This window comes from Halomonas sp. DQ26W (genome assembly GCF_003339685.1).
GTDB lineage: Bacteria > Pseudomonadota > Gammaproteobacteria > Pseudomonadales > Halomonadaceae > Halomonas.
In genome coordinates, this window is the sequence record NZ_QPKI01000008.1 from 19,423 (window position 1) to 46,381 (window position 26,959).

Consider the following 26,959-nt stretch of genomic DNA (forward strand, 5'->3'; position numbering starts at 1 on the left):
CGGTCAGGGTGTCAGCGCGTTCGCGTTCGCCGATGCGTTCACCTCGCGGTCGAAGCGCAGCATGGCGCGCTCGAGCCGTTCGAGAAGCTCGGCAGTATCTGCGGCATCAATGGTCAGTGGCGGGGTGACCAGGAAATGGTCACCGGCCACACCGTCGAGAGTGCGCCGCGGATAGATTAGCAGGCCCTCCTCTTTCGCCAGCGCCGTGATTCGGGCGAAGCGGTTCTGCTCGGCGGGGAAGGGCGCCTTGCTTGTGGAGTCGGCAACCAGTTCCACGCCCCACAGCAGCCCCAGGCCGCGCACGTTGCCGACCCAGGGGAAACGAGCCTTGAGCGCCTTGAGCCCAGCCTCCAACTCAAGGCCGCGAGCGGCCACGTTGCTGAGCACGTCTTCGCGCTGCATGGCCTCGAGTACTGCCAAGCCGGTGGCGCAGGCCAGCGGGTTGCCAGCGTAGGTGTGGCCGTGCTGGAAGCCGCCCGAGGCCATGACCGCCTCGACGATGTCGGTACGGGCGAGCACCGCCCCCACCGGGTAATAGCCGGCGCCAAGCCCCTTGGCGGTGGCCAGCAGGTCGGGTGTCACCCCATAGTGCTGATAGGCGAACCAGGTGCCGGTGCGTCCGACACCGGTGAGCACCTCGTCGAGGATCAGCAGGCATCCGAACTCGTCGCACAGCGCGCGGATACCCTCGAGGTAGGCTCGGTTGAGCATGCGCGCACCGGTGCTGGCGCCGCCCACCGGTTCCAGCACGAAGGCGGCGATGGTATCCGGGCCGGCGGCCTCCATGGCGGCGCGGGTCTCGGTCAGGATCCGTTCGACATGGGTGTCGTTGTCGGCGTCCCGGTGGCGGTAGAAGTCCGGCCCCGGCACCTTGAGCGAACCGATGGTGATGTCAGTGAAGGGGGCTTCCAGGGGCTGATAGCCGGTCACGCCCAGCGCGCCGAGGGTGCTGCCGTGATAGGAAGGGCGCAGGGAGACGAAGCGGCGGCGCTGCGGCTCATTGATTGCGACGAAGTACTGCCGCGCCAGCTTCAGCGCTGACTCCACCGCCTCCGAGCCGCTGGAGACAAAGAACACCTTTTCAAGCTGCTGTTGTGTCAATCTGACCAGAGCCCTGGCCAGGGCAACAGCAGGGGCGTTTTCAAACTGGGTGCGATAGGTGAAGGCCACGCGGTCGAGCTGGTCAAGCATGGCATTGCGAATATCGTCACGACCGTGGCCGAGGTTGCAGGAGATCGCACCGGAGCAGCCGTCGAGGTATTGACGGCCGGTCTCGTCCCACAGGTAGACGCCCTTGGCGTGGCTTATCTCGGGCAGGGCGGGGCCAGCCTGGTAGAAGAGTGGAGATGAGTCCATTGCAGCGTCCGGTTGTCATTATGTGTTTGTGAACGGTTGTCTGCAGTCTAGGTAGTGATGGGCGACTATTTCAATATATGATCTTTTTACCGAATTTAATGAGTTTTAGTCATGGCAGATGTCAACATCCACTCGCTCAAGGCGCTGGCGATCTTCAAGACGCTGTTCGAGGCGGGTACTGCCTCCCAGGCGGCGCGCACCTTGGGTATCACCCAATCGGGTGTCAGCCGCTCGCTGGCACAGCTGGAGGAAAATCTGGGTATTCAGCTGTTCCTTCGGGAAAAGAACCGCCTGGTGGCCACGCCAGAGGCGCGAGAGCTCTACGACGAGATCCTGCGCCTGATGGGCAATATCGAGGAGCTGCGCCACAGCGTGCTGGCGCTCAAGGAGTTCGGTACCTCACGGCTGCGTATCGCCGCGGTACCTGGGCTGTCGTTCGGCTTTGTGCCACGGCTGGTGGCCGCACTGCTGGAGGAGAACCGGCAGTTCAGCGTCAGCCTGGACATGATGTCGAGCCATGAGGTACAGCTTGCAGTGGAGTCGAGCCATGCCGACATCGGCTTCGTCACCCTGCCCATCACCTCGCGGGTGCTGCGTGTAGAGCCGTGGTTCACTACCGAGGCAGTCTGCCTGGTGCCGGAGCAACATCCGCTGGCGGAGCAGGAGCGCGTCGACGTGCAGGACCTGCGAGACCAGCATCTGGTGATCAGCAACCAGCCGAGCATCAGCACCAACCCACTGCTGGAGCTGACCGGCCAGCATGGGGTGCAGATCGCCGGCAAGACTGAGGCCAATATCGGTACCATCACCGCCCTGGTGGCCAACCATGTCGGTATCACGGTGATAAATCCGGTTACCGCCCAGGATCAGCTTGCTTCCCGTGACGGTGTGGTGATGCGGCCTTTTTCGCCGGCGATGGCTTTCAGTTTCGGGTTGGTTTTTCGCGACGACTGGAAGCAGGCCAGGATACTCGATTTCCTGCGCGAGCGGGGCAGGGCGCTGCTCGATAGCTACGGTGAGTCCATGACTTAGCGAGGCTCACCATGGGGTGTGGGCCTTGGCGTTGGTGGGCCTGGGTTGGCACCTCACCCGTGGCATGGCATGGTCAGCGGACCAACCCGAGGAGGCGTCGCCATGATCACGTTCCATAGCGAGGCGACCAAGCTGCGTCGTGCCATGACCGAGCTCAACGAGGGGCTTCTCGTAGCGCCCTTCGAGTGCCCTGAGCGGGTCGATCTCGTGCTCAACCGGGTACGTGCGACCGGGCTTGGTGAAGTTCAGTCACCGACACGTTACGGTCTCGAGCCGGTGTTGGCGGTGCACGACGCCGGCTACGTCGAGTTCCTGGCCAGCTGCTGGGAGGAGTGGAAGGCCGTCGGCATGGCTGGCGAGGCGATTCCCAACATCTGGCCATCCCGTTCGATGCCCGGCGCGCGAATTCCCGAGCACATCGAGGGGCGTCTAGGCTATTACGCACAGACCGGTGAGACGTCGATCTGTGCCAACACCTTCGAAGCCGCCGACATCAGCAAGGACATTGCCCTGTCGGCACTGGGCCATACCCTAAAGACCGGCGAGCCGAGCTTCGGCCTGTGCCGGCCGCCGGGTCATCATGCGTCGTCGGATCAGTTCGGTGGCTACTGCTTCTTCAACAATGCGGCGATTGTCGCCGATCAGGCCCTGAAGCATGGCCATTCGCGGGTGGCGGTGCTGGATATCGACTTTCACCATGGGAATGGTACGCAAGAGATCTTCTACGCCCGCGACGACGTTATCGTCGTTTCGCTGCATGGTGACCCTTTCCACTGCTTTCCCTACTACCTGGGGCATGCCGAGGAGACCGGCAGCGGCCCCGGTGAAGGCTTCAACCTCAACTATCCCATGCTGCCCGGCACCGACTATGGCCGGTGGTCGGTCGCCCTCGATGAGGGCCTTGCGCGCATTCGTCACTCAGGTGCCGAGCTGCTCGTCGTGTCGCTTGGGGTGGATACCTTCGAGCGTGACCCGATCAGCAGCTTCAAGCTTAGAAGCGAGGACTACTCGGCCATCGGGCGACGCCTGGCTTCGCTTGGGCTGCCCACCGTCTTCCTTCTCGAGGGCGGCTATGCCGTGGAGGAGATCGGTATCAACGTGGTCAATGTGCTGAGCGGTTTCGAAGCGCCTGAGTCCGGCTAGGAGCCTGTCGGATTTGGCCGATCGTCACGAGAGATTTGGATTTCGAGACAAGTTTATCGATCTGATGAGGCGAATAGCCCGCTATTTAACGAATCAGATCGAATGAAATTGACCGAAAGCCCGAGATTCGCAGTAGATCAGCGTTAAGTCCGACAGTCTCCTAGAGACGGGTTTCCAGCAGCGTACCCAACTCGTTGTCGGTAAGTACCAGCGGGTTGGTCTTCATGCTGCCGCCCCGGGCTCCGGCGACCACCCGTTCGATATCGCCGTGGCCCATGCCGTAGACGCTGAGCCTCGGCATGTCGAGTCGCTGGGTCCATTCGCGCAGCGTGGCGACAAGAGCATCGCCGGCGTCGCTGTCGCTTAGCTTGCGCTCGCCGGTGACCAGGCGGCCGACCTCGGCGTACTTGGGCAGCGCCGGACGACTCGGATTGCGCTGGTGCAACGCCGTAATATTGACCGCCGTGGCCTCGGCGACCAGGGTGCCGCACACCGTGCCATGGGGAATCGGGAAGAAGGCGCCCAGCGGGGAAGCCAGGCCGTGTACCGAGCCCAGGCCCGCCTGGGCCAGGGTCACGCCCGACATCAGCGAGGCGTAGGCAATCTTGCCGTAGCCTTGGTCCGCATCGGGATGATTCATCTCCCAGGTAGGCCAGAAGCCGCGGCAGAATGCCTGCATGCCGGACCAGGCAAGGGCATCGGTGGCGGGGCTGGCATTGAGCGAGACATAGGATTCGAGCAGCTGCGTAAAGGCGTCCATGCCGTTGGCGGCGATCTGCGTCTTGGGACAGCCTGCCAGCAGAACGGGGTCGACCAGCGCCACGGCGGGGACCAGTTGCTCATCGCGAAACGACTTCTTGAAACCGTCTGCGCCCTGCACGCTGAGTACAGCGTTCCTGGTCGCCTCGCTACCGGTGCCGGCGGTGGTCGGCACGGCGATCATCGGTACCGCCGGGCCGCGATAGGGCAGGCCGCTGCCCACTCCCTCGAGATGATCCATCACCGAATTGCCGGGGCGCAGCAGGCCAGCCACCGCCTTGGCGGCATCCAGCACGCTGCCGCCGCCGATTGCGACCACCACGTCGATGTCGTTCTCCCGATGCTCGCCTACGATGGCATCCACCCGCTGCGGCGAAGGCTCACCCTCGATGGTGACGTGATGCCAGGCGGCGCCCTGCGTCTCGAGGGCGGCGACCAGTTCGCTCCAGTGGTGCGAAGTGACAAAGGAGCGCTTGCCGGTCATCACCAGTACGCGATTGCCCTGTTCGGCGATTAGCCCCGGCAAGCGCGTGATGCTACCTGCACCGAACTGGATATCCGGAAGGCGGGCGATACGGAAGGCGTCGATGCGCTCGGGAAAGGATGCGGACATGGCAGGCTCACGATTCTCGTTATTGGGGCGAAGCCCACTATAAGCAGCGGCGAAACGCTGAACAAATCGACGAGCGAGATGAAGCACAAGGCGCACGGAGCACAGGAACCGGAGCATATGGGGTATATGTGAGGATTCCGAGCACCGCGCAACGCAGTGATTCGCTCGCGCAGGCATTTGTACAGTGTTTCCCTAGCGCCAGCGCTCCAGCAACTGGTAATACCACATCCCCGCGGCCAGCAACGGATTTCCCAGCGCATCGCCGAACGGCACCTTGACATGGCGACAGGCGGCGAAGGTGTCGAACTCCTCCATGTGGCCGGATATCGCCTTGGCCATGATCTCACCGACGATATGCGAGGTCGCTACGCCATGCCCCGAGTAGCCCTGGGCGTAGTAGACGGTGTCGGAAAGCCGACCCAGCATGGGGATGCGATTGACCACGATGCCGGCCATGCCCTGCCAGGCGAAGTCGATCGGCGTGCCCTTGAGCTGAGGGAAGGTGGCTTCCAACCGCGGGCGCAGCTCGGCGGCGATGTCGGTGTAATCCTTGCCTGAGTAGTTGGCACCGCCGCCGAACAGCAGCCGGCCGTCCGCGGTGAGACGATAGTAGTCGAGCACGAATCGACAGTCGTACACGGCCAGGTCATGGGGGTTGATGGCCTCGGCCAGCCCCCCCAGCGGGGCGGTGGTGACGATGCCCAGCGAGGCCGGAAACAGTCGGCCGCCAAGGCTGCGTCGCTCCAGGTGGTGATAGGCGTTGCCCGCCAGCAGTACGCGGTCGGCGTGGACGCAGCCGTTCTCGGTCACCACGGCGGGTGAGGGGCCGTGGTCGATACGTACCACCGGCGAGTGTTCGAAGATCTGCGCGCCCAGCGACTCGGCGACACGGGCCTCGCCCAGGCAGAGGTTCAGGGGATGCAGGTGCAGGTTGTAGCGATTGAGCAGCCCACCGTGGTAGACCTCTGTGCGCACTACCTCGCGGACCTTCCGCGCATCGAGCAGCTCCACGTGCTCGCCCATGCCGCGGGCCTGGCAGGCCTCTAAGTCGGCCTGCAGTGCCGGCATGTGAGGCGGCTTCCAGGCCGCCTGTAGATGTCCCTGCTTCAGGTCGCAGGCGATGCCATACTGCTCGACCCTTTCACGGATGATGCGCTGGCCGCGCCAGCGCAGGTCCCAGACGAAGTCAGCGGCGGCTTCACCCAGGGTGCGGTACATCTGCTTGCGCATGGCAGCCTCGCCGGAGAGGCTGCCTGTCACCTGGCCGCCGTTGCGACCGCTGGCGCCCCAGCCGACCTTGTTGGCCTCGACGATCGCCACACGATAACCGCATTCGGCCAACTCCACTGCCGTGGCCACCCCGGTGAAGCCGCCACCGACGATGGCGACATCGACCTCCAACTCGCCCTGAAGTCGGGGGTAGTCCGATTCCTGGTGGATCGACGCGGAGTAGTAGGAGTCGCAGCGAGGGCTGGGCATGAAGGCTCCAGTAGCAGTAAGTGTCGAAAATACTCAACAATATGCTAGCACAATCTTATCCCGGACGAGCCCGTGAGCGGGGCCAGGTCCGCGAGGCTATTTACCGCAATAGGGTCGACCTTTGCGCCCCAGGCCTCAGCCGGTAGAATGGTGGTTTGCTTTCGTGGTCGGCACGTTCGGGGACGGTACTCGTGACGGAGCAGGCACATTATGATCGGCTGCCAGCCAGCCCAGCTGCAAGGATTTCGCGCTGCATGAGCTATCAGGTTCTGGCCCGCAAGTGGCGGCCTCGCACGTTCCATGAATTGGTCGGGCAGGAGCATGTCCAGCGTGCGCTGGTCAACGCCCTCGATCAAGGGCGCCTGCACCATGCCTACCTTTTCACCGGCACCCGTGGGGTCGGCAAGACAACACTGGCAAGAATACTTGCCAAGTGCCTCAACTGTACAGCCAAAGGCTACGGCGATGACGGCGTCACCTCCACACCCTGTGGCGAGTGCGATAGCTGCCGGGCCATCGACGAAGGGCGCTTCGTCGACCTGATCGAGGTGGATGCCGCCTCGCGTACCAAGGTGGAAGATACCCGCGAACTGCTCGACAACGTGCAGTACGCGCCGACCCAGGGGCGCTACAAGGTGTACCTCATCGACGAGGTGCACATGCTCTCCACTAGCAGCTTCAATGCCCTGCTCAAGACCCTCGAAGAGCCGCCCCCTCACGTCAAGTTCCTGCTCGCCACCACCGATCCGCAGAAGTTGCCGCCCACGGTTCTGTCGCGCTGCCTTCAATTCACTCTCAAGAACATGCCGCCCGAGCGCATCGTCGAGCATCTGGGCAAGGTGCTGGAGGCGGAGCAGGTCGGCTTCGAGGAGGGTGCGCTATGGCTGTTGGGCAAGGCGGCCGATGGCTCCATGCGCGACGCCATGAGCCTGACTGACCAGGCCATTGCCTTTGGCCAGGGGCAGGTCTGCCACGCCGATGTGGCCGCCATGCTCGGAACCCTGGACCACCGCCATGTGGTGGCACTGGTCGAGGCGCTGGCCGAGGTCGATGCGGCTCGTGTGCTGGATGAAGTGTCCCAACTGGCCGAACAGGGGCCTGACTTCGCGGCTGTGCTCGACGATGTCACCGGTGTCCTGCATCGCCTGGCGGTGGCCCAGATGGTGCCCGGCGCACTGGATAACGGGCATGGCGACCGCGATCAGCTATTGGCACTGGCCGCACGCTTTACGCCCGAGGACATCCAGCTCTACTACCAGATCGGTATCCAGGGGCGCGGCGACATGGCTCACGCCCCCGACCTGCGAACCGGCCTGGAGATGACATTGCTGCGCATGCTGGCCTTTCGTCCCCAGGGCGTGCCTCAGCCGGCAAAGACCCCGCTGCCCCTGCGAGGGGAGGCCGGGCCAGCCCCGCCATCGGCTTCCGGGCACGGTGCTCCAGGCGATTCTCATTCGCCCGGCGAGCCTCCTGCCGCCGCAGGATCGCACGCCTATCGTCCGTCGGATCCTGAACCGATGGGTGAGTCGCCCATGTCACAGGGTCGGGACGAAGCGCCACCCCCCTGGGAGCCGTTGCCGGAAACGTCACCCGAAGCACCAACGGTCTCCAGTCCGGATAGTGTCCTTGAAACAGCATCCGAGACAGCTTCCGGGACAGCTCCCGAGGCGGATTCAGTCTTGGAAGCGGATGTGGCGATGCCGTCTTCTGCCCCGGCCGCGCTGCCGGTAACAGGAGACAACGCCGATGACGATTCCGCGGACTTCACCCATGCAGACTGGCTGGAGCGTTTTGATTCCCTGGGTTTGGGCGGCCTGACACGCAACCTGGCGGCACATTGCGTGGTCGAATCCGACAATGGCAGCCGTCTGGTGCTTCGGCTGGCCCCGTCCCAGGACGCCATGAATGCCGAGATCCATGTCCGGCGTGTGCAGGAAGCCCTGGCTGGCATCGGTGTGACGCGTCAGTTGACCATCGATTCGGGGCCATTGCCGGAGGCGGTGGAGACGCCTCGGCAGCGGGCCGATCGCATTGCCGCAGAGCGTCATGCCGTGGCGGTCGAGGCCCTCGAGAAGGATCCGCACGTGCGCCAGTTGCAGGAGGCATTCGGCGCACGCCTGATTACCTCCAGCGTCAAGCCGGCAGAGACATCGCCGCGGGCCTGATACCGACAGTCGCTTTTAGCCAAATGAGAGGAACGACCATGATGAAAGGTGGAATGGGCAACCTGATGAAACAGGCCCAGGAGATGCAGGAAAAGATGCAGCGTGTCCAGGAAGAGGTCGCCAAGGCCGAGGTGACCGGCGAAGCCGGTGCCGGCATGATCAAGGTGACCATGAACGGTCGCCACGACGTGAGCAAGGTCGATATTGATCAGAGCGTCATGGAGGAGGACAAGGAGTTGCTCGAAGACCTGCTGGCCGCTGCAGTGAACGATGCCGTGCGCAAGGTGGAAGCCAGCTCCCGTGAGAAAATGGAGGAAGCGACGGCGGGGCTTAATCTCCCGCCGGGCTTCAAGATGCCTTTCTGAGCGATGAGTTTTTCTCCCCTCGTTGAGAGGCTGATGGAGTCGCTGCGTGTCTTGCCCGGCGTGGGTCCCAAGACCGCGCAGCGCATGGCCATGCATCTGCTCGAACGTGATCGGGATGGCGGTCGCCGCCTTGCCGCGATGCTGGAACGGGCACTGGAAGATGTCGGCTACTGCCGTCGCTGTCGTACTCTCACCGAAGAAGATATCTGCACCATCTGTTCCAGCGGACGGCGCGATGACGCCCTGCTCTGCGTGGTGGAGTCTCCGGCCGACCAGTTGGCCTTCGAAGAGGCCGGCGGCTACAAGGGGCGCTATTTCGTGCTCCACGGCCACTTGTCGCCGCTCGATGGCATCGGCCCGGAAGATATCGGGCTGGACCAGCTCGAAGCGCGTGTGGCAGAAGGCGGGGTGATGGAGGTCATCCTGGCGACCAACCCTACCGTGGAGGGTGAGGCAACGGCCCACTACATTGCCGCTCAGTTGGGCTCTTGGCATGGGGTGACGCTGTCACGGCTCGCCTATGGTGTGCCCATGGGTGGCGAGCTTGAATATGTCGACGGTGGCACGCTCAGCCGCGCGTTCAATGGTCGTCTACCGTTTCGCGGCGACTGATTCACTTCTCTTATTGCCGGATGACTGCATGTCCTTGACCCCCGAGATTCGCTGGATCGATACGCCCGATGCCCTTGACGCTGCTTGTGCCGAAGTAGCAGATGCCTCGGTAATCGCCCTGGATACCGAGTTCTTCCGCGAGAAGACCTTTCATCCGGTACCGGCGCTCATTCAATTCTCTGCCGGGGGGCCGGCCTGGTTGATCGATCCCCTGGCCGTGGATTGCACCGATGCGTTCCGCCGTCTGCTGGGTGAAGGGCCGCTCAAACTGTTGCACGCCAGCAGCGAGGATCTGGAGGTACTGGCTCATTGGGCAGGCGGTGCGGTGGCGCCGTTGGTCGATACCCAGATCGCCCAATCTCTGCTCGGGGAGGATGCGGCCATGGGTTATCAGCGGCTGGTCGAGCACTGGACTGGTGAAGTGTTGCCCAAGGACGAAACGCGCTCCGATTGGCTGGTACGTCCGCTGAGTGAATCCCAGCGCCTCTATGCTGCCCTGGACGTGGTCTTTCTGCTCAAGGTCTGGGAGCACCAGCGCGATGCCCTCGAGCGCCTGGATCGCATGGGCTGGCTGGAGGCGGATTGCAGCGAGCTGGTGGCCCAGGCGCTGCGCAGTGAGGGGTCGGACGGGCAGTGGTATCTGCGTCACCGCTATCTGTGGCGGCTCTCTCCGTGTCAGATGGAAGCCTACCGTCTGTTGACGATATGGCGGGAGGGCGAAGCACGGCGCCGCAACTTGCCCCGGGGGTGGCTGGTGAATGATCGGGTCCTCTATGGTACTGCCGAACGCATGCCGGAGAATCGATATCAGCTCGCCGAGGTTGAAGACATCAAGCCGGGGATGATCAAGCGCGACGGCGACACGTTGCTGGCACTGGTGAAGCAGGCCAGGGGCACCGAGGCTGAGGCCTTGCCCCCCGCACTGCCTTGGCCCATGGACCCGGCCTTCAAGCGACGACTCAAGGCGCTCAAGCGGGTTGTCAACGAGGTGGCCGGACGGCTCGGCCTGGCACCGGAGGTGTTACTGCGCCGCCGAGAGCTCGAGGCGATGGTGACCGCCGACCTGAAGGGCGAGAAACTGCCCTTGCCGGTTGGATGGCGGGGCGAGTGCCTTGCCGAGGCTCTCGAAAACGCGCTTTCCGAGGTGAATGAATCATGACCGATGACCGTATGAAAGGCGACAAGCTGCTGTGCGAGATATTCAAGAGTCCGCGCAAGGAGGAGATGTATCTTTACGTGGACAAGCGCCAGGGACTGAAGGAGGTGCCCGAGGCCTTGCTCGAGCGCTTTGGCAAGCCGATCTCGACCATGACGCTCATCCTGACGATGGACAAGCCGTTGGCTCGTGCCAAGGCGAGTGATGTCATGGCGGGAATTCGTGACAAGGGATACTATTTTCAGATGCCGCCCGCCAAGGAGGAGTATCAGATGGATCTTTACCGGACCCCCACCGAGGCGCGCTATTGATGGAACAAATTGCTGCACGGGCGAATCGCTATGTTGCCCGAATCCTCGGAATCCTCACATATACCCCATATGCTCCGGATGACTCGAAGCCTTCGGCTTCTCGCTCCTTCGGAGCCATCCTGCGGATGTTTGTCGCTTTGCTCGGTTCTGCGTTTCGGGCGCCTTGCGCTTCATCCCGTTCGCCAATTTGTTGGTATTGATATGCGTGAACGATTCTGGGAGCAATATCCGCTCGAGGAGCTCGCCGCGGAAGAGTGGGAGGCGCTGTGCGACGGCTGCGGCCAGTGCTGCCTGCTCAAGTTCCAGGACGACGACACCGGTGACCTGGCCGTTCTGGGCGTGGCCTGTGAGCTGCTCGATATCCATAGCTGCCGTTGCAGCGACTATGCCAATCGCCAAGCCCGGGTGCCGGACTGTACGCGGTTGACACCCGAGCGCATCGACGAATTCCGCTGGTTGCCCAGGTCCTGTGCCTATCGACGCGTGGCGGAGGGGCGCAAGCTCGCGGCCTGGCATCCACTCATCTCCGGAGATCCGGAGCGAGTCCACCGCAAGGGCGTCAGCGTGCGTAGCTTTGCCATCTCGCATCGGGATGTGCCGGACGAGCAGTTGGAAGATTATATTATCGCCATACTGCCGATTGATGGCTGACCGCCTGTCGAGACAGGTCTGAAAGCCAGCGGGCCCGGCGGCAAGCCGGGCTTGCTGCGTTTCAGCCAGCAGCGGCGCTGCTGGCTGCAAGCCCCAGTGCCCAGAGGATGAAGGCATCTTGACGGGCATTGTCGTGCCAGGCCTTGAACCTGCCAGAGGCACCGCCATGCCCGGCATCCATGTCTGTTCGAAGCAGCACCGGCCCGCGGGCCGAGCCGAGCTCGGTGACTCGCGCGTAGAGCTTGGCGGGCTCCCAGTAGGGCACCCGGGTATCGTGCCAGCTACCCTGAAGGAATAGAGCCGGATAGGGCAGGGCCGAGAGGTTGTCGAGAGGGGAGTAGCTGCGAATATGCCGGCGCATGTCCGGGGTTTCAGGGTTGCCCCACTCCGTGTATTCGGCCGTGGTCAGTGGCAGATCTGGGTTCTCCATGGTGCGCAGGACATCGACGAAGGGAACATCGAGAACGGCAGCGCAGAACGCTTCAGGGGCCAGGTTGAGGCTGGCCCCGACCAGCAGGCCGCCTGCACTGGCACCGTAGGCCGCTATGCGTTCCCCGTCGCTGAATCCCTTTTCGACCAAGGTGTTGCGTGCCGCCAGGAAGTCCCGGAAGCTGTTTTCCTTGTGCTCCATCTTGCCGGCAAGATACCAGGGCTCGCCACGGTCACCGCCGCCACGAACGTGAGCAACGGCGAAGGCCACACCGCGGCTTAGCAGTTCGAGGCGGGCCACCGAGAACCAGGGGTCGAGCACCTCGCCGTAGGCACCATAGCCATAGAGCAGGGTGGGCAGCGGATGACCGGCGAGATCGGCACGCATCACTACCGAAACGGGAATGCGTTCGCCATCGTGAGCCGTGGCCCAGAGTCGTTGACAGGAAAGGTCGTCGGGCTGCAGGTCGCCATGAATCGTCTGGGTCTTCAGTACCCGTCGTTCACCGTTGTCCAGATCATGTTCCAGCCAGCGCACCGGCATGACAAAAGACTCTTCACGCAGGCGTAAGCGGCGGCTGGCGAAGTGCGGCATGTCGCCCAGCATCAGGCTGCAAGGGGATTCGGGCAGCGGCAGCCGGGTATCACGGGTGACGCCATGGTGTGGATCGAGTTCGATGACACGCACATGGACCTGCGCTTCGTGGTGGTCGCGCTCGGTCAATATAAGGCCCCAGGCAAAGGCATCTACGCCTTCCAGCGTGGCACCCTCGCGGTGCGCCACCAAGGGTTGCCAGGCGTTATCAAGCCGGGCTTCGTCCACCCTGTCCAGGCGGAAGTGTGGAGCATCGCGATTATGAAGGACATAGAAGTGCCCGGGGCGATGCTCAACGCCGTACTCCACGCCTCTTTCCCGTGGCCGGAAGCAGCGGGGGATGGCGGCAGGATCCCTGGCGGGGACCAGATAACATTCGCTGGTGTCCTTGGAAGCGCTATCCAGTACCAGCCACTCGCGTGAGCGTGTCTTGCCCAGACCGACCCAGAACTCGGGGTCTGACTCCTGCAACATGCATATCGGGTCATCCGCCCGGGGAATGTTGTCCGCTTCCAGGATAAGGGGCAATCGCCAGATGCTGTCCGGCCGCTGGGTCGCATCGAACCGTGTAAAAAGCAGCGTACGGTTATCTTCTGCCCAACTCAGCTCCGAGGCGATGTCGTCGAGCAGGGCAACCGGCTCGCCGCAAGGCAGGTGTTTGATATAGAGTGCGTAGCGCTCATCGCCACTGATATCCTCGGTCCAGGCCAGCCAGTGCTCGTCTGGTGACAATGCCATGTCGCCGAGTTCGAGAAAGCGCTGCTGTTCGGCCCGGGCATGCAGGTCGAGAAACGGGCTGGCTTCCTGCTCGCGGCCATTGGGATGACGCCACCAGACGGGATAGTCGGCATCGACCGCCGTCTCGCTCCAGTAGGTGTAGTGATCCAGTGCCGTTGGCAGGCCATGAACGGCGAGTTCCCGTCGTGCCAGATGACCATGGTAGAGGCGCTCCACCAGGCCGTCGAGAGGACTCATCCAGGCACGGGATTCCCGGTTAGCCGCTTCGAGGAAGGCGTTGACGTCCGGGTCGTCACGATTCTCAAGCCAGTGCCACTCGGGCTCATCGGCGCGGCGAAAACGGGTGACGGGGGAAAAGCGGTGCCCATCGGTTGACGGCGCATTGCTGGTGTTACGGGGTGGCTGTGCTTTCATTGGGTCGCGTGTACCATACTCTATAGCGAATTTAATCCTGTGCGGTCCGACTCGTGGCCGACCGTAGCGCTGAATGAGGTATCGATGCTGACGACCGATTCGATGTCCCTACTATGGCTGACCTATCTGGGTTTGTCGCTGGTGATACTCGTCACCGGCTATCTGGGACTGGCTTTCCTGCCGCGCCTGTTGCGGCTACCTCTTGTCTGGGCAGTGGCCGGCATACTCTGGGTGCCCACTCGCTTCCGCTTGCCGCTGGTGGAAGAAGGTGAATTCTACACCGGATTGGCACCGGCCGTGGTTGTGGCTACCGTCGCCCTTCTCGAGCGCAATGCCGCGGCCATGATGTCTTCCGCTCTGCTGGTGGCGGCCGGCGCAGGGCTGGGAATCGCCGTTGGGCTGCTGCAGTGGTGGATGTTGCGCCCGGCGAATGATGATACGCAAACCGACGATGACGATAACAAAGGGCGTGATGGCCGCGACGGTGGACAATCCCGCGAGCCGCGCGAGCGCCGTGAGCCGATGATCGGCTAGGGAGCCCCCAATGGGGAGGGTGTTGCAAAAGAGTTGGCTTTGGCTGGCAGTGTTGCTGTGTTCAGTGTTGCTGTCGGGTAGCCTTCATGCGGCCCCAATGGATGAGCGGCCGGACGTCAGAGTGATCATCGACGTTTCCGGCAGCATGTACCACAACGACCCCGAGCAGTTGGCGGCGGAAGCCCTGGAGCTACTTGTGGCCTTGCTGCCCAGCGGGGCGAGAGCCGGTGTCTGGACCTTCGGTGAGCGTGTCGAGAATCCCCTGCCTCCGGGGCCGGTCAATCCCGAGTGGCGAGAGCAGGCGATGGCGCTGGCGCCCGAACTGGTGGAGTACCAGCAGTTCACCGACATCGAGTCCGCCATTCGTGATGCCTCGGCACCAGAGGCCAACGGCACTCGGCATCTGGTGCTGCTGACCGATGGGGTGATCGACCTTCCTCCAAGGTACGGTGCCAAACCGGGTATCGACGATGTCTCCCGTCGGACATTGCTGGAGTCCGTTGGCCCCCGCCTGGCCGTCGAGGAAGTTGCGATTCATGCTGTCGCCTTCTCCGGCGAGGCCGACCTGGATCTGGTCGAACGCCTGTCTCAGCAGACTGGCGGGCTGTCTGCCCCGGTCGAGAGCCCGGATGCCCTGCTGGGTGCTTTCCTTAATGTCTTCGATCGCATCTTCCCTAGTGATCGCCTCCCTCTGACCGACGATCAATTTCTTGTCGAGCCTGGCCTCGATGGTTTCACTGCCCTGCTGTTTCACGAGGGGGCGGGTGAGACTGACGGTCGCGAAAGGTCGCCTCCGGTGCTGATCGCACCGGATGGCAGCCGATTCACGGTGGACTCTCCCCCCGAGGGTGCCACCTGGAGAAGCGAGTCCCGCTATGACCTGGTGCAGGTTCCGAGCCCCATGCCGGGGCAGTGGCGCCTCGAAGGGGGAGTGGACAAGGATAGTCGGATTACCATCGCCTCCGCGCTGAGCCTGCAGACCAGTGGAGTCCCCGGTACGTTCTATCTGGGTTTCGACGTGCCACTCGAAGCCTGGCTGACTGATGAGGGCGAAATGGTAAGCCAGGATGCGTTGCCGGCTCATCTGGAGATGAGCGCGCTATTGCACGACGACACGGGCTCGACCCAGTCGGCGGTGGTGCTCGAGCGGCAGGACGAGCGCTTCACCGGTACCTTGCCGGCACCTGCGCTGACTGGAACGGCCCAATTGGTGATTCGAGCGGAGGGGCAGGGCTTCAGGCGCCAGCGGATTCAGGCGGTCAACGTCTTGCCGGCTATCGTGGCGCGTCATGAGGAGGAAAATGACCGTGTCGTGTTGACGGCCGAACACCCCTTTCTGGATCACGACAATACGCGGCTCCACGGGCAGTTGCAGGGCGAGCGACTGGACGCCGAACCGCAGACGACCCGGCACTGGATGATCGGGTTGCCGGCGTTGGATCGGGGGCTCAGCCAGCCATTGCTGTTGCGCGCAGAGGTGACACTCGACGGTGAAACACGTGAGCTGCGGCTGCCCAGGCTGTTGCTGTTCCCGCAAGGCGAAATCACGATCGATCAAGCCGCCGCTCCAACAATGCTGGGTATCGAGCGCTTTCATGAAGAGCTGGATCCGGTGCGTGAATCGACTTCCTCTGCCTCCCAGCCTGGCAACATGGATCGACTCGTCACCCTGATGGAGCGATTCCCTCGGCTGGCCCAGAGCCGATGGAACGATTGGCGGCCCGTGGTTGAGCGAAAGCTCGAGGCTGGCAGGCACGACCCGCGTATCTGGGGGCTGGCGTTGCTGGTCGTTGCGCTGTTGTTGCTGGGCCTGGTCTGGCGGCGTAGGCAGCGGCGCATGCGGCGGCGACGTGTCACGACGAAGCGACGGGAGGAGCCGCATGTGTGAATTATTGGGTATGAGTGCCAATGTGCCCACGGATATCTGTTTTAGCTTTACCGGCTTTCTGCACCGCGGTGGCGGTACCGGACCGCATCGGGATGGTTGGGGAATAGCATTCTACGAAGCAGGAGGTTACCGCGACTTTCGCGACCCGCACCCCTCGGTTCGCTCGCCGATCGCCCGGCTGATCACCGATTACCCGATTAAATCGCACATCGCTATCAGCCATATTCGCCAGGCAAATGTGGGAGAAGTGCGCCTGGCCAACACTCACCCATTTACCCGGGAAATGTGGGGGCGTACCTGGTGCTATGCGCATAATGGCCAGCTCGAGGGCTGGCAGGCTCAGCCACTGAGCTTCTATCGCCCGGTGGGCGATACCGATAGCGAGCATGCCTTCTGCTGGATGTTGGCCGAATTGCGCCACCGTTTTCCCTTCGCCCCGCCGCAGGGCGAGTCAGCGGCGCTTTGGCATTGGCTGCATGAGCTATGTGAGCGGCTGCGCAGTTTGGGCGTCTTCAACCTGCTGTTATCGGACGGCGAGTATCTTTATACCTATTGCTCCACCAAGCTTGCCCATATCACTCGACGGGCCCCCTTCGGCAAGGCCGAGCTCTCCGATGCCGAACTGACGGTGAACTTTGCCGAGCACACCACTACCGACGACATCGTATCGGTAGTGGCCACCGAGCCACTGACCTGCAACGAGGAGTGGGTGCGAATGCAGCCGGGGGAGCTGCTTGTCTGGCGCCATGGCAGGATCGAGGCCCGCTTCGGCCCCGATGGCGTGGTCGATTAACGGCAAGGCCGGGGATCAGCGTCGAACACCCCACTTGCCTTTTTGACTTTTTTTGCCCAGCTTTGGATACAGCAGCTTGCCAAAGGGACAGATGGCATGGGGATGAACGTCTGTTTCAATCGTCTGTTTTACAGTTGTGTGGCGCCTGGTATATCTTAGCGGCCTGTCACAATAAAAATGGTTGATGCTCGATGGTGAGCGACCGACGTCGACGATGCTGCGGAGATGAGACTGATGAGTGAGCACGCCAATGCCCAGATTCTGACTGGACCCGAGCTGAAGGGGATGGAAAATTACCGGTCGCTCATGGATGTCTTTCATGAGGCGGTGAAACGGTTCGCCGATAACCCGGCCTTCACTTGCATGGGTCAGGCCCTCACCTTCGCCGAACTGGACAAGCTCTCTGGAAACTTTGCGGCCTGGCTACAACATGAAACCGGGCTGCAGCCTGGCGATCGCATTGCCATCCAACTGCCCAATGTCCTTCAGTTTCCCGTAGCGGTTTTCGGTGCCATGCGTGCCGGTCTGGTGGTGGTCAATACCAACCCGCTCTATACCGAACGCGAGATGGCCCACCAGTTCAAGGATTCCGGCGCCAAGGCAATTCTCATTCTCGCCAACATGGCTGACAAGCTCGAGAAGGTGATCGATCGTACCGATATCGAGCACGTTCTGGTTACCGAGCTTGGTGACCTGCACGGTTTTCCCAAGCGGTTCCTGATCAATGCCGTGGTCAAGTATGTCAAGAAGATGGTGCCGTCCTACTCGCTGCCCATGGCGGTATCGTTCCGCAAGGCGCTGAATGATGGTGCTTCGCGCGATCATCGTGAGGTCGAGCGCGAACTGGACGATATCGCCGCACTTCAGTACACCGGCGGCACTACCGGCATGCCCAAGGGCACCATGCTGACCCATTGCAACCTGGTGGCCAACATGCTCCAGGCGGATGCGGCCATCGGCCCGGGCCTGGACGAAGGCAAGGAGGTGGTGATTGCGCCGCTGCCGGTCTACCACATCTATACCTTTACCGTGAACTGCCTGTTTCTGATGAAAACCGGCAATCACTCGATCCTGATCACCAATCCCCGGGACCTGGACAACTTCGTCAAGGAGCTCAAGAGCATCAAATTCACGGCCTTCATTGGCCTGAACACCCTGTTCAACGCCCTGTGCAATCGTGACGACTTCCGTAATCTCGACTTCTCCCACCTGCACCTGACCATTTCCGGCGGCATGGCGTTGACCAAGGCCTCGGCAGAGCGCTGGAAAGAAGTCACGGGCTGCGATATTGCCGAAGGTTACGGACTCACCGAGACCTCTCCTGTTGTCAGCTTCAACCCGATCGATGATATTCAGCTTGGCACCATCGGCAAGCCGGTGGCCGGTACCTCGGTCAAGGTCGTGGATGTCGACGGCAACGACCTGCCGCTGGGCGAGCCCGGTGAGCTGTGTGTCAAGGGTCCGCAGGTCATGAAGGGGTATTGGAACCTCGACGATGAAACCGCCAAGGTGCTGAGCGACGACGGCTGGTTCTCCACAGGTGACATCGCCGTGCTGCAGGAGGATGGCTACATCAAGATCGTTGACCGCAAGAAGGACATGATCCTGGTATCGGGTTTCAACGTCTATCCCAATGAGATCGAGGACGTGGTGGCGGCGCACCCCGGCATCGTCGAGGCAGCAGCCGTTGGCGTGCCCGACGAAAGCAGCGGCGAGGCGGTCAAACTGTTCGTGGTCTCCAAGGATGAGAGCCTGGACGAGAAGAGCCTGCGTGACTGGTGCAAGAAGGAGTTAACGGCCTACAAGGTGCCCAGGTTCGTGGAATTCCGTGACGAGTTGCCGAAGACCAACGTCGGCAAGGTGCTGCGTCGCCAGTTGCGTGATGAAGAGCCGGGAGAGAAGGGAGAAAAGGGACAGAAGCAGGCCTGACCCACCTTTGGACGCCGCCAGGTCGCATTAGGCGCGACCCACCGCTGAGCGTTACAATGACCTGCCCGTTCCGGCCTGCCCGGAGCGGGCAGGTTTTTTCCATTTGCTTGAGGATGTCGTGACCACCGCAACCCGTCCAGGTTCTGCCACCACCTCCCCGGAGAGCAACGAACTCGACCGCCTCTATCGGGCGCTCGATGCCGTCATGTTGCGTGACCGTGCCGGGCTCGTGCGTCGGCTCGATGGGCTAGCGCGGCGCCTGAAAGAGGGCAAGCCGGTTGGCCGGGGGCTTGCCGAAGCCGGACGGGCCGTCGATCGCTCATCCGCACTGGTTTCCCAGCGTGCGGCAATTCCGGTGGCGCTGACCTATCCCGAATCCCTGCCGGTGGTCGAGCGGCGTGACGACATTCTTGCCGCCCTGCGCGAGCACCAGGTCGTGGTGGTGGCGGGGGAGACGGGGTCCGGCAAGACCACCCAGCTGCCCAAGCTTTGCCTGGAGCTGGGCCTGGGGCGTCGTGGCCTGGTCGGTCATACCCAGCCGCGCCGACTGGCGGCACGTTCCGTGGCGACACGGCTGGCCGAGGAGATGGCCGTGCCCCTGGGCGGGCAGGTGGGTTACCAGGTCCGTTTCACCGACGAAACCGGCGACGACACCCTGATCAAGCTGATGACCGACGGTATCCTACTGGCCGAAACGCGCCATGACCCGGACTTGACCCGTTACGAAGCGATCATCATCGACGAGGCTCACGAACGCAGCCTCAATATCGACTTTCTGCTCGGCTATTTGAAGCGGCTACTGGCACGTCGTTCCGACCTGAAGGTGATCATTACCTCGGCGACCATCGATGTGGAGCGCTTCGCCGCGCACTTCGCCCTGCCCGGTGAGGATGGCGAGCCAAGGCCGGCGCCGGTAGTGGAGGTCTCGGGTCGCACCTATCCGGTGGAGGTGCGCTATCGGCCCCTGGTGCGCGAAGCCGAAGACGAGGCCGACCGTACGCTGCAGGAGGGCATCCTCCATGCGGTGGAGGAGATCGAAGCGGTCGAGCGCGAGAAGCGCTGGTTCCATGGCCCCCGGGACATCCTGATCTTCCTGCCCGGGGAGCGTGAAATCCGCGAGGCAGCGGATACGCTACGCCGCGCCGAGCTCAAGGACACCGAGATCCTGCCGCTTTATGCGCGACTTTCCAACGCCGAGCAGAACCGGGTCTTCGCGGTCCATGCCGGGCGTCGCATCGTACTTGCCACCAATGTCGCCGAAACCTCGCTGACGGTGCCGGGCATTCGCTATGTCATCGATCCCGGGCTGGTGCGTATCAGTCGCTACAGCTACAAGTCCAAGATCCAGCGCCTCCCGGTGGAGCCGATCAGCCAGGCTAGTGCCGACCAGCGCAAGGGTCGCTGTGGCCGGGTGGCGGAAGGTGTCTGTATTCGCCTCTATGACGAGGAAAACTTCCTCTCCCGCCCTGGCTTCACTGATCCCGAGATCCGGCGCACCAACCTGGCCTCGGTGATCCTGTCAATGCTGTCGCTTAAGCTGGGCGATATCGAGGACTTCCCCTTTGTCGACCCGCCGGATACCCGTTTCATCAAGGATGGCTTTCGTTTGTTGTTCGAGCTGGGCGCCGTCGACCATGCCAACCGCCTGACGCCGGTGGGTCGTAAGCTCGGCCGGCTGCCCATCGATCCCCGCCTGGCGCGCATGGTGCTGGCAGGGGCGGAGCAGGGTGGGCTGCGCGAGGTGCTGATCGTGGTTTCGGCATTGGCGGCACAGGACCCCCGCGACCGTCCGTCGGACAAGCGTGAGGCCGCCGATCAGGCGCATCGACGCTGGCAGGACCCAGACTCCGACTTCGTTGCGTTGCTCAATCTCTGGAATGGCTTCGAGGCCGCCCGCAACGAGTTTTCCGGCAACCGGTTGCGGCGCTGGTGCAAGGAGCACTACCTGAATTATCTGCGGCTACGCGAGTGGCACGATACCTTCCGCCAGTTGCGCCAACTGCTGCGTGACATGGACATCGAGGTGCCTCCACCCGCACCACTTCCCGCCGCTGATGGCGATGGCGACTCGGCCCGGGATAGTGCCCATCGAGATAGTGCCCATCGAGATAGTGCCCATCGAGATAGTGCCCATCGAGATAGTGCGCGTCGGGAGAGCGCCGTACAGCTTCACAAGGCGCTGCTGTCCGGACTGCTGTCACACCTAGGCCTGCTCACCGAAAACCGCGAATACCTGGGCGCACGCAACCGCAAGTTCGTCATACACCCGGGTTCGGGGCTCGCCAGGAAATCACCCAAGTGGTTGATGGCCTTTGAACTGGTGGAAACGTCGAAGCTGTTCGCCCGCACGGTTGCCAGAATCGAACCGCAGTGGATAGAACCACTGGCCGACCACCTGGTCAAGCGCACCTACAGCGACCCCCACTGGGAAATGAAGCGTGCTCAGGTTGTTGCCAATGAGCTGGTGACTCTGTTCGGGCTGCCCATCGTCTCGGGTCGCAAGGTTCACTATGGCCCCATTGCCCCCGGGGAGGCACGGGAGTTGTTCCTGCGTCGTGCTCTGGTGGAAGGCGAATTCCGCACTCGGGGGGGCTTCTTCGACTACAATCGCGCATTGGTCGAAGAGGTCGAGGGGCTCGAGGATCGTGCACGAAAGCGTGATATTCTTGTCGATGAAGAAACGCTGTTCGCTTTCTACGATGCTCGCCTCCCCGCCGATATCTTCAACGGCAAGGGGTTCGAGCATTGGCGGCGCCAAGCCGAGCGCGACGACCCCGACATTCTCAAGTTCAACCGTGGCGCGCTGCTCGCCCGTGAAGCCGAAGAGGTCACCCAGGCACAATACCCGGATGAACTGGTGCTGAATGGAGTACGCTACCCGTTGAGCTATCGCTTCGAGCCTGGCGCGCCTGACGACGGCGTGACCTTGACGGTGCCGGCTGCCATGTTGCCCCAGCTGCCATTGGCACGCCTGGAATGGCTGGTGCCGGGACTGCTGCGCGACAAGTGCATTGCACTGCTGAAGTCGCTGCCCAAGTCGATGCGTCGCCAGGTTGTGCCGATTCCCGACTGGGTGGATGCGGCCCTTGAGGCGCTGGTGCCCGATGACATTCCGCTGACCGAAGCCTTGGGCGAGTTCCTGCGCCGCAAGACCGGTGTGCGGGCCCACCCGGATGACTGGCGTACGGAGCAGCTCGAACCGCACCTGATCATGAACCTCAGGGTCGTCGATCACGAGGGAAATACACTGGGCGAGGGACGCGATGCCCGGACCCTGGAGCGCCGTTTCGAGGCGGCCGCCGGTGAAGGGGCCAGGGCCCTGGCCGCGGAAGCCAGCGCCGCTGAGGCGGTTACGGACTTGCCGGTAGAGGCGTTGCCCCCCTCGCGAGTAACCACGCAGGCCGGCATACGGGTTGAAGCCTATCCCGCACTGGTGCCCGATGGCGATGCCTTTCGGGTTGAACTCTTCGACCATCCGGGTAAGGCCGAGCAGGCGCATCGCACCGGTGTGGCGAGGCTGGCCATGGCGAGGCTGCCGGAGCAGGTCAAGGCCATCGAGCGGCTGTCCGGGCTCAATACCTGTGCGCTGCTGTTTGCCAAGGTCGGCAGCAAGCGACAGCTCAACGAGGATGTGGTGGAAGCTGTATTCACCCAGGTGCTGGCCACCTCACCCCTGCCGCGTTGCCGAGAGGAGCTGGAGAAACGCATCAGCTGCTGTGCCTCAGAGCTCCTGCCGCAGGCCGAAACCCTGGTTGCTACGCTGAAGGCTTCACTCGAAGGGCACCTGGCAGTGACTAAGGCGTTGAAGGGTAATCTCAGTCTGGCTCTGGCGCTGGTTTACAGTGATATCAAGGCCCAGATGCAGCGTCTTGTTTACCCGGGCTTCGTGGGGAAAGCCGGTGAATGGCTCTGCGAATATCCTCGCTACATGGATGCCGCATTGCTTCGCTTGGAGAAGGCGCCGAAGGAGCGCATGCGCGATCAGATGCACATGCAGATGGTGCAGGACTTCGAGGCACGCTTGACAGCCCGACGCGAGAGTCAGCGGCGTGGTGGGCACGAGGACCCGGAACTGGTCGAGTTCGGCTGGTGGATCGAGGAGCTGCGTGTATCGCTGTTCGCGCAGCAACTCGGCACCCGGATGCCGGTTTCCGTCAAGCGCCTCGAGCGGCGCTGGACGGCGCTGGTGGGCCACGGTCAAGGCGGGGCCTGACTGGCCGATAAACGAGACATGAGGCATCGCTGTGCCGGTGCCGAACCAGCGGCCAGGCGGCCGCATGAGGGAGAAAATGATGACTGACGTCGTGATTACCGGTACGGGCCTCTTTACGCCGGAACACGCCATCGACAATGATGCCCTGGTGGCGTCGTTCAACCGCTGGGTCGATGCCGAAAACAGCCGCAATGCGGTTGCCATCGAGGCGGGCGATGCGGTGCCGCTGGCCCACTCGAGCAGCGAGTTCATCGTCAAGGCGTCGGGTATCCATAGCCGCTACGTAATGGATGCCAAGGGGGTTCTCGATATTGACCGCATGCGCCCGCACCTACCTCAGCGCGCCAACGACGAACCATCGATCCAGTGCGAGATGGGCCTGTCGGCGGCCCGGCAGGCACTGGCAGCCGCGGGTGTCGAGGCCGGCGACATCGGGCTGGTCATCGTCGCCTGTTCCAACCTGGAACGCCCCTACCCGGCGGTGGCGGTTGAACTTCAGGCGGCGCTGGGCGCTAACGGATGTGCCTTCGACATGAACGTGGCCTGCTCGTCGGCCACGTTCGCCATCGACATGGCCACCAGTGCCATTCGCTCCGGGAATGTCAAACGCGCGTTGGTGGTCAGCCCGGAGATCTGTTCGGCGCATCTCAATTTTCGTGACCGAGACAGTCATTTCATCTTCGGTGATGCCTGTACCGCCGTGGTGCTGGAAGATGCGGAGCTGGCAGCCGCGGAGCTGCGCTTCGAGGTCCTCGGCACACGCTTGGTCACACGCTTCTCGAATGCCATCCGTAACAATGCCGGCTTCCTCAATCGAGTCACCGATAGCGATCCCCAGGCGGTCGACAAGCTTTTCGTGCAGGAAGGACGGCGGGTATTCAAGGAGGTCTGCCCCATGGTGGCGGCTCTGATCAGCGACCACCTGGCCAGTCTCGAACTCTCCGGCAGCGACCTTTCCCGGCTGTGGCTGCATCAAGCCAACCGCCACATGAACGACCTGATCGCGCGGCGGGTTTTGGGTCACGATCCCGATGCCGCCCAGGCGCCGATCATCCTTGATCGCTACGCCAACACCAGCTCGGCAGGTTCCATCATTGCCTTGCATCTCCACCATGCCGACCTGGCATCGGGCGCGCTGGGGGTGGTCTGCTCCTTTGGTGCCGGTTACAGTGCCGGCTGCATTGTGGTACGTCGCCAATGATGCTGCCACTCCGGTTAACCATGAAGGGGGACTCAAGCGATGGCCAATAAGCGGACCGGCTCCGTCACACGGCCTCTGGTCGCCTTGACGACATTGCTCATGCTGGCCGGCTGTGCCAGCAACGTACCGATCGAGGATCGTCATCCGGATGATCCCTGGGAGGGGTTCAATCGACAGGTTTTCACCTTCAACGATGCATTGGATCGTGCAATCCTCAAGCCGATTTCACGTGGCTATCGCACCGTTGCGCCCCAGCCGGTGCAGACCGGAGTGGGGAATTTCTTCTCCAACCTTGGTGAGCCTCGTACGGTGTTGAACAGCCTGCTGCAGGGCAAGCCTGGCAATGCCGGTATTGCCACTTCGCGCTTCCTGATCAATACCACCGTAGGTATCGGTGGTCTCTGGGATTTTGCAACCCATATGGACATCACCGGGCGCGACGAGGATTTTGGTCAGACGCTGGGAGTCTGGGGTTTCGGTGAAGGACCCTACCTGGTGCTGCCTCTCCTGGGCCCGAGCAACGTACGTGATACTGCTGGTCTGCCGCTTGACACCTATACTTATCCTCTCACTTATGTAGAAGATGACAAGGTGCGATACGGTCTGACCGCTCTGCGGGTAGTGGACATGCGCGCAGGACTTCTCGATCAGGAGGAGCTGATACGTGGTGACCGCTATGTCTTCATTCGCGATGCCTACCTGCAGCGAAGGCGTTTCGAAGTCAGTGACGGGGAGCTGGGCGACGATCCCTTTGCCAGCGATGACTACGATTTCGATTTCGACGATGCGGACTTCGACGATTCTGATTTCGCCGATTGAGGCCTGATTCATGGATGCACCCAAGCCGTTGATTGGCGTACTCGACGAACCGGGCGATTATCGTGATGCCCTGGCTGACACTATTGCCCGCGATGGCTTGGCGGTGCTTGCCGCCGAGAGGCTTGAGGATCTCCCTTCCGAGACTTCGCTGGTCGTCGCTCATGCACGGGCGGTGCCGAGCCTGGCGTGGGCGAGCCTGACCGAGCGTCTGCCGACGGTGGTAGTGAGCGACTCACGTCTGGATGCCGACTTGCTGACGGCAGTGGACGTGGGCCTGGTGGACTATGTCGTCGAGCCCATGCGTCATGGTCAACTGCTGCGGCGCATGATTCGCAAGGTTATCGAACTGCACCGCCTAGAGGACGAGCGTAGTCGCGATCGAGCACACCTGGCCCAGCTGAACGAGCACCTTGAAGAACTCAACGAGAGCCTGGAGACCCACCTGGCGCTGTTGCGCCTTGACCAGCAGGCGGGGGGGCAGATTCAGCGCAAGCTGCTGCCACCGCACCCCCAGACCCTGGGTGGGGTCACCTGCGATTACTGGCTGGTGCCGTCGCTCTACCTATCGGGTGATTTCCTCGATTTTCAGCGCTACGATGATCGCTACACGCTGTTCTATTTCGCCGATGTGTCGGGTCATGGTGCCTCTTCGGCATTCGTCACCGTTCTGCTCAAGTATCTGTGCAACCGCTGGCTAAGTGAGTGGGACGGAAAACAACCGGATCACCTGCCGGCGCAGTGGCTGACGGCGCTGAACCGAGAACTTCTCGATACCGGGATTGGTAAGCACGCCACCCTGTTTGTCGGGGTGATTGACCATGTCGATCACTGCCTGTACTACTCGTTGGGCGCTCAGCTCCCGAAGCCGCTGCTGGTGGCCGATGGCAAGGTGGTCGAATTGCCTGGCGAAGGCATGCCGGTGGGCCTGTTTCCCAGCGTGGAGTATCCACGTTTGAGGTATAGGTTACCGCCGAACTTCACGTTATGGTTGTGTTCAGATGGGATTCTGGAGTGCCTGCCGGGTGAGATGCTCGACATGAGGCTCAGGGAACTGGAGCAACGTGTTCTAAGCTGTACTACGTTGGAACGGCTTCGAGACAGCCTGGCCCTGAGCGCTTCCGGTGACATCAATGCCGAAGGGGAGCACAGTGGCGAAGAGCTGCCCGATGACTTGACGATCATGATGTTGAGCGGATTTGGCGATGATCACTAATGAGGGCCGCGTAAAGGCCGCGTTCGACTCCGGCGTCTTCGTTCTCAAGCTTTGCGGCGACGTACGTCTTACGCTTTGTGCCACGCTGGACAGCCAGGCTCAGCAGCTTGCGCAGACGCCTGGCCTACAGACGCTGATCATCGATCTGCGTGAAGCAACCAATGTGGATTCCACCGCCCTGGGATTCCTGGCCAAAGTGGCCATGGCAGTCAAGGACCGGATTTCCTTCAAGCCAACCATCGTGGTAAACAATCCCGATGTGCAGCGCATGCTTGAAATCATGGGCTTTTCGCAGTTCTTCACCATGGTGGAGACGCCCATCACCGAGTCCTGCACGCTGTGTGAGATTCCCGAAGTGCCGGCCGACATGGAGGAAACCCGACAGCGAATTCTCGAGGCGCACCGTATCCTCATGCGCATGAGCGAACACAATCGTGAGGAATTTCAGCCGCTCGTCGAGATGCTGGAAGCCCAGGAAGTCGCTTCGAAACAACCCTGAGCGGGTGTCAGCCCTGAGCAGATAAACAGCCCAGGGCCTCCGATGCCCGGCG

21 protein-coding genes are annotated in these 26,959 nt (G+C 62.3%); 17 read left to right on the plus strand and 4 right to left on the minus strand.

Annotated elements, in window-relative coordinates; all coding sequences use genetic code 11:
• Positions 1-3 precede the first annotated feature (3 nt).
• Positions 4-1,356: an aspartate aminotransferase family protein gene (locus DU490_RS05945; protein ID WP_114573416.1), complete on the minus strand. Its 1,353-nt coding sequence runs from the start codon at positions 1,354-1,356 to the stop codon at positions 4-6.
• 111 nt (positions 1,357-1,467) lie between these two features.
• On the opposite strand from DU490_RS05945, the gene DU490_RS05950 reads away from it, so the two are divergent.
• Positions 1,468-2,388: a LysR family transcriptional regulator gene (locus DU490_RS05950; protein WP_114573417.1), complete on the plus strand. Its 921-nt coding sequence runs from the start codon at positions 1,468-1,470 to the stop codon at positions 2,386-2,388.
• A gap of 102 nt (positions 2,389-2,490) precedes the next feature.
• Entirely contained in the window at positions 2,491-3,531 is a 1,041-nt protein-coding gene (locus tag DU490_RS05955; protein ID WP_114573418.1) for a histone deacetylase family protein, read from the plus strand.
• A gap of 160 nt (positions 3,532-3,691) precedes the next feature.
• Here DU490_RS05955 and DU490_RS05960 read toward each other — a convergent pair whose 3' ends face one another.
• On the minus strand, positions 3,692-4,903 hold the full coding sequence (locus DU490_RS05960; protein WP_114573419.1) for an iron-containing alcohol dehydrogenase: 1,212 nt from the start codon (positions 4,901-4,903) through the stop codon (positions 3,692-3,694).
• Positions 4,904-5,095: 192 nt separating this feature from the next.
• A complete protein-coding gene (locus tag DU490_RS05965) occupies positions 5,096-6,382 on the minus strand; it encodes an FAD-binding oxidoreductase (protein WP_114573420.1) in 1,287 nt (428 codons plus the stop codon).
• Between the two features lie 254 nt (positions 6,383-6,636).
• On the opposite strand from DU490_RS05965, the gene dnaX reads away from it, so the two are divergent.
• From dnaX to DU490_RS05995, 6 genes are all read left to right on the plus strand, one after another.
• Positions 6,637-8,547: a DNA polymerase III subunit gamma/tau gene (dnaX, locus tag DU490_RS05970; protein WP_114573421.1), complete on the plus strand. Its 1,911-nt coding sequence runs from the start codon at positions 6,637-6,639 to the stop codon at positions 8,545-8,547.
• 38 nt (positions 8,548-8,585) lie between these two features.
• Complete coding sequence (locus DU490_RS05975; RefSeq protein ID WP_114480003.1) at positions 8,586-8,912, plus strand: YbaB/EbfC family nucleoid-associated protein; 327 nt, start codon at positions 8,586-8,588, stop codon at positions 8,910-8,912.
• Positions 8,913-8,915: 3 nt separating this feature from the next.
• Positions 8,916-9,524 (plus strand): recombination mediator RecR, encoded by a 609-nt coding sequence (recR, locus tag DU490_RS05980; protein ID WP_114573422.1) that lies wholly within the window; start codon positions 8,916-8,918, stop codon positions 9,522-9,524.
• A 28-nt stretch (positions 9,525-9,552) separates the two neighbouring features.
• Entirely contained in the window at positions 9,553-10,683 is a 1,131-nt protein-coding gene (rnd, locus tag DU490_RS05985) for a ribonuclease D (protein WP_114573423.1), read from the plus strand.
• Complete coding sequence (locus DU490_RS05990) at positions 10,680-10,991, plus strand: YcgL domain-containing protein (RefSeq protein WP_114573424.1); 312 nt, start codon at positions 10,680-10,682, stop codon at positions 10,989-10,991. The genes rnd and DU490_RS05990 overlap by 4 nt, the downstream gene beginning before the upstream one ends.
• A gap of 201 nt (positions 10,992-11,192) precedes the next feature.
• Positions 11,193-11,642, plus strand: coding sequence for a YcgN family cysteine cluster protein (locus tag DU490_RS05995; RefSeq protein WP_114573425.1), 450 nt, complete (start codon positions 11,193-11,195; stop codon positions 11,640-11,642).
• A gap of 61 nt (positions 11,643-11,703) precedes the next feature.
• On the opposite strand, the gene DU490_RS06000 is transcribed toward DU490_RS05995, so the two are convergent.
• The gene (locus tag DU490_RS06000; protein ID WP_114573426.1) at positions 11,704-13,818 is read right to left on the minus strand and encodes a S9 family peptidase; all 2,115 of its coding nucleotides are present in this window, start codon (positions 13,816-13,818) and stop codon (positions 11,704-11,706) included.
• 84 nt (positions 13,819-13,902) lie between these two features.
• On the opposite strand from DU490_RS06000, the gene DU490_RS06005 reads away from it, so the two are divergent.
• From DU490_RS06005 to DU490_RS06045, 9 genes are all read left to right on the plus strand, one after another.
• Positions 13,903-14,352 (plus strand): hypothetical protein, encoded by a 450-nt coding sequence (locus DU490_RS06005; RefSeq protein WP_114573427.1) that lies wholly within the window; start codon positions 13,903-13,905, stop codon positions 14,350-14,352.
• A 97-nt stretch (positions 14,353-14,449) separates the two neighbouring features.
• Positions 14,450-16,240 carry a vWA domain-containing protein gene (locus DU490_RS06010; RefSeq protein ID WP_181869979.1) on the plus strand — a complete coding sequence of 597 codons (1,791 nt, stop codon included), beginning with the start codon at positions 14,450-14,452 and terminating at the stop codon, positions 16,238-16,240.
• Positions 16,233-17,033 carry a class II glutamine amidotransferase gene (locus tag DU490_RS06015; protein WP_114573429.1) on the plus strand — a complete coding sequence of 267 codons (801 nt, stop codon included), beginning with the start codon at positions 16,233-16,235 and terminating at the stop codon, positions 17,031-17,033. Before DU490_RS06010 ends, DU490_RS06015 begins: the two co-directional genes overlap by 8 nt.
• Positions 17,034-17,267: 234 nt before the next feature.
• Entirely contained in the window at positions 17,268-18,962 is a 1,695-nt protein-coding gene (locus DU490_RS06020; protein ID WP_114573430.1) for an AMP-binding protein, read from the plus strand.
• A 205-nt stretch (positions 18,963-19,167) separates the two neighbouring features.
• Positions 19,168-23,175 (plus strand): ATP-dependent RNA helicase HrpA, encoded by a 4,008-nt coding sequence (hrpA, locus tag DU490_RS06025; RefSeq protein ID WP_404872833.1) that lies wholly within the window; start codon positions 19,168-19,170, stop codon positions 23,173-23,175.
• A gap of 79 nt (positions 23,176-23,254) precedes the next feature.
• Positions 23,255-24,376: a beta-ketoacyl-ACP synthase III gene (locus DU490_RS06030; protein ID WP_114573432.1), complete on the plus strand. Its 1,122-nt coding sequence runs from the start codon at positions 23,255-23,257 to the stop codon at positions 24,374-24,376.
• Between the two features lie 39 nt (positions 24,377-24,415).
• Complete coding sequence (locus DU490_RS06035; protein WP_114573433.1) at positions 24,416-25,195, plus strand: VacJ family lipoprotein; 780 nt, start codon at positions 24,416-24,418, stop codon at positions 25,193-25,195.
• A 10-nt stretch (positions 25,196-25,205) separates the two neighbouring features.
• The gene (locus DU490_RS06040; RefSeq protein WP_114573434.1) at positions 25,206-26,408 is read left to right on the plus strand and encodes a PP2C family protein-serine/threonine phosphatase; all 1,203 of its coding nucleotides are present in this window, start codon (positions 25,206-25,208) and stop codon (positions 26,406-26,408) included.
• Positions 26,398-26,907, plus strand: coding sequence for an STAS domain-containing protein (locus DU490_RS06045; RefSeq protein WP_114573435.1), 510 nt, complete (start codon positions 26,398-26,400; stop codon positions 26,905-26,907). The genes DU490_RS06040 and DU490_RS06045 overlap by 11 nt, the downstream gene beginning before the upstream one ends.
• Positions 26,908-26,959: the final 52 nt, after the last annotated feature.

What these genes read in the sequence shown, in the direction of transcription:
- DU490_RS05945 (WP_114573416.1), bottom strand. Translation starts at nt 1,356, where the DNA reads ATGGACTCATCTCCACTCTTCTACCAGGCTGGCCCCGCCCTGCCCGAG.
- DU490_RS05950 (WP_114573417.1), top strand. Translation starts at nt 1,468, where the DNA reads ATGGCAGATGTCAACATCCACTCGCTCAAGGCGCTGGCGATCTTCAAG.
- DU490_RS05955 (WP_114573418.1), top strand. Translation starts at nt 2,491, where the DNA reads ATGATCACGTTCCATAGCGAGGCGACCAAGCTGCGTCGTGCCATGACC.
- DU490_RS05960 (WP_114573419.1), bottom strand. Translation starts at nt 4,903, where the DNA reads ATGTCCGCATCCTTTCCCGAGCGCATCGACGCCTTCCGTATCGCCCGC.
- DU490_RS05965 (WP_114573420.1), bottom strand. Translation starts at nt 6,382, where the DNA reads ATGCCCAGCCCTCGCTGCGACTCCTACTACTCCGCGTCGATCCACCAG.
- dnaX (WP_114573421.1), top strand. Translation starts at nt 6,637, where the DNA reads ATGAGCTATCAGGTTCTGGCCCGCAAGTGGCGGCCTCGCACGTTCCAT.
- DU490_RS05975 (WP_114480003.1), top strand. Translation starts at nt 8,586, where the DNA reads ATGATGAAAGGTGGAATGGGCAACCTGATGAAACAGGCCCAGGAGATG.
- recR (WP_114573422.1), top strand. Translation starts at nt 8,916, where the DNA reads ATGAGTTTTTCTCCCCTCGTTGAGAGGCTGATGGAGTCGCTGCGTGTC.
- rnd (WP_114573423.1), top strand. Translation starts at nt 9,553, where the DNA reads ATGTCCTTGACCCCCGAGATTCGCTGGATCGATACGCCCGATGCCCTT.
- DU490_RS05990 (WP_114573424.1), top strand. Translation starts at nt 10,680, where the DNA reads ATGACCGATGACCGTATGAAAGGCGACAAGCTGCTGTGCGAGATATTC.
- DU490_RS05995 (WP_114573425.1), top strand. Translation starts at nt 11,193, where the DNA reads ATGCGTGAACGATTCTGGGAGCAATATCCGCTCGAGGAGCTCGCCGCG.
- DU490_RS06000 (WP_114573426.1), bottom strand. Translation starts at nt 13,818, where the DNA reads ATGAAAGCACAGCCACCCCGTAACACCAGCAATGCGCCGTCAACCGAT.
- DU490_RS06005 (WP_114573427.1), top strand. Translation starts at nt 13,903, where the DNA reads ATGCTGACGACCGATTCGATGTCCCTACTATGGCTGACCTATCTGGGT.
- DU490_RS06010 (WP_181869979.1), top strand. Translation starts at nt 14,450, where the DNA reads ATGGATGAGCGGCCGGACGTCAGAGTGATCATCGACGTTTCCGGCAGC.
- DU490_RS06015 (WP_114573429.1), top strand. Translation starts at nt 16,233, where the DNA reads ATGTGTGAATTATTGGGTATGAGTGCCAATGTGCCCACGGATATCTGT.
- DU490_RS06020 (WP_114573430.1), top strand. Translation starts at nt 17,268, where the DNA reads ATGAGTGAGCACGCCAATGCCCAGATTCTGACTGGACCCGAGCTGAAG.
- hrpA (WP_404872833.1), top strand. Translation starts at nt 19,168, where the DNA reads ATGTTGCGTGACCGTGCCGGGCTCGTGCGTCGGCTCGATGGGCTAGCG.
- DU490_RS06030 (WP_114573432.1), top strand. Translation starts at nt 23,255, where the DNA reads ATGACTGACGTCGTGATTACCGGTACGGGCCTCTTTACGCCGGAACAC.
- DU490_RS06035 (WP_114573433.1), top strand. Translation starts at nt 24,416, where the DNA reads ATGGCCAATAAGCGGACCGGCTCCGTCACACGGCCTCTGGTCGCCTTG.
- DU490_RS06040 (WP_114573434.1), top strand. Translation starts at nt 25,206, where the DNA reads ATGGATGCACCCAAGCCGTTGATTGGCGTACTCGACGAACCGGGCGAT.
- DU490_RS06045 (WP_114573435.1), top strand. Translation starts at nt 26,398, where the DNA reads ATGATCACTAATGAGGGCCGCGTAAAGGCCGCGTTCGACTCCGGCGTC.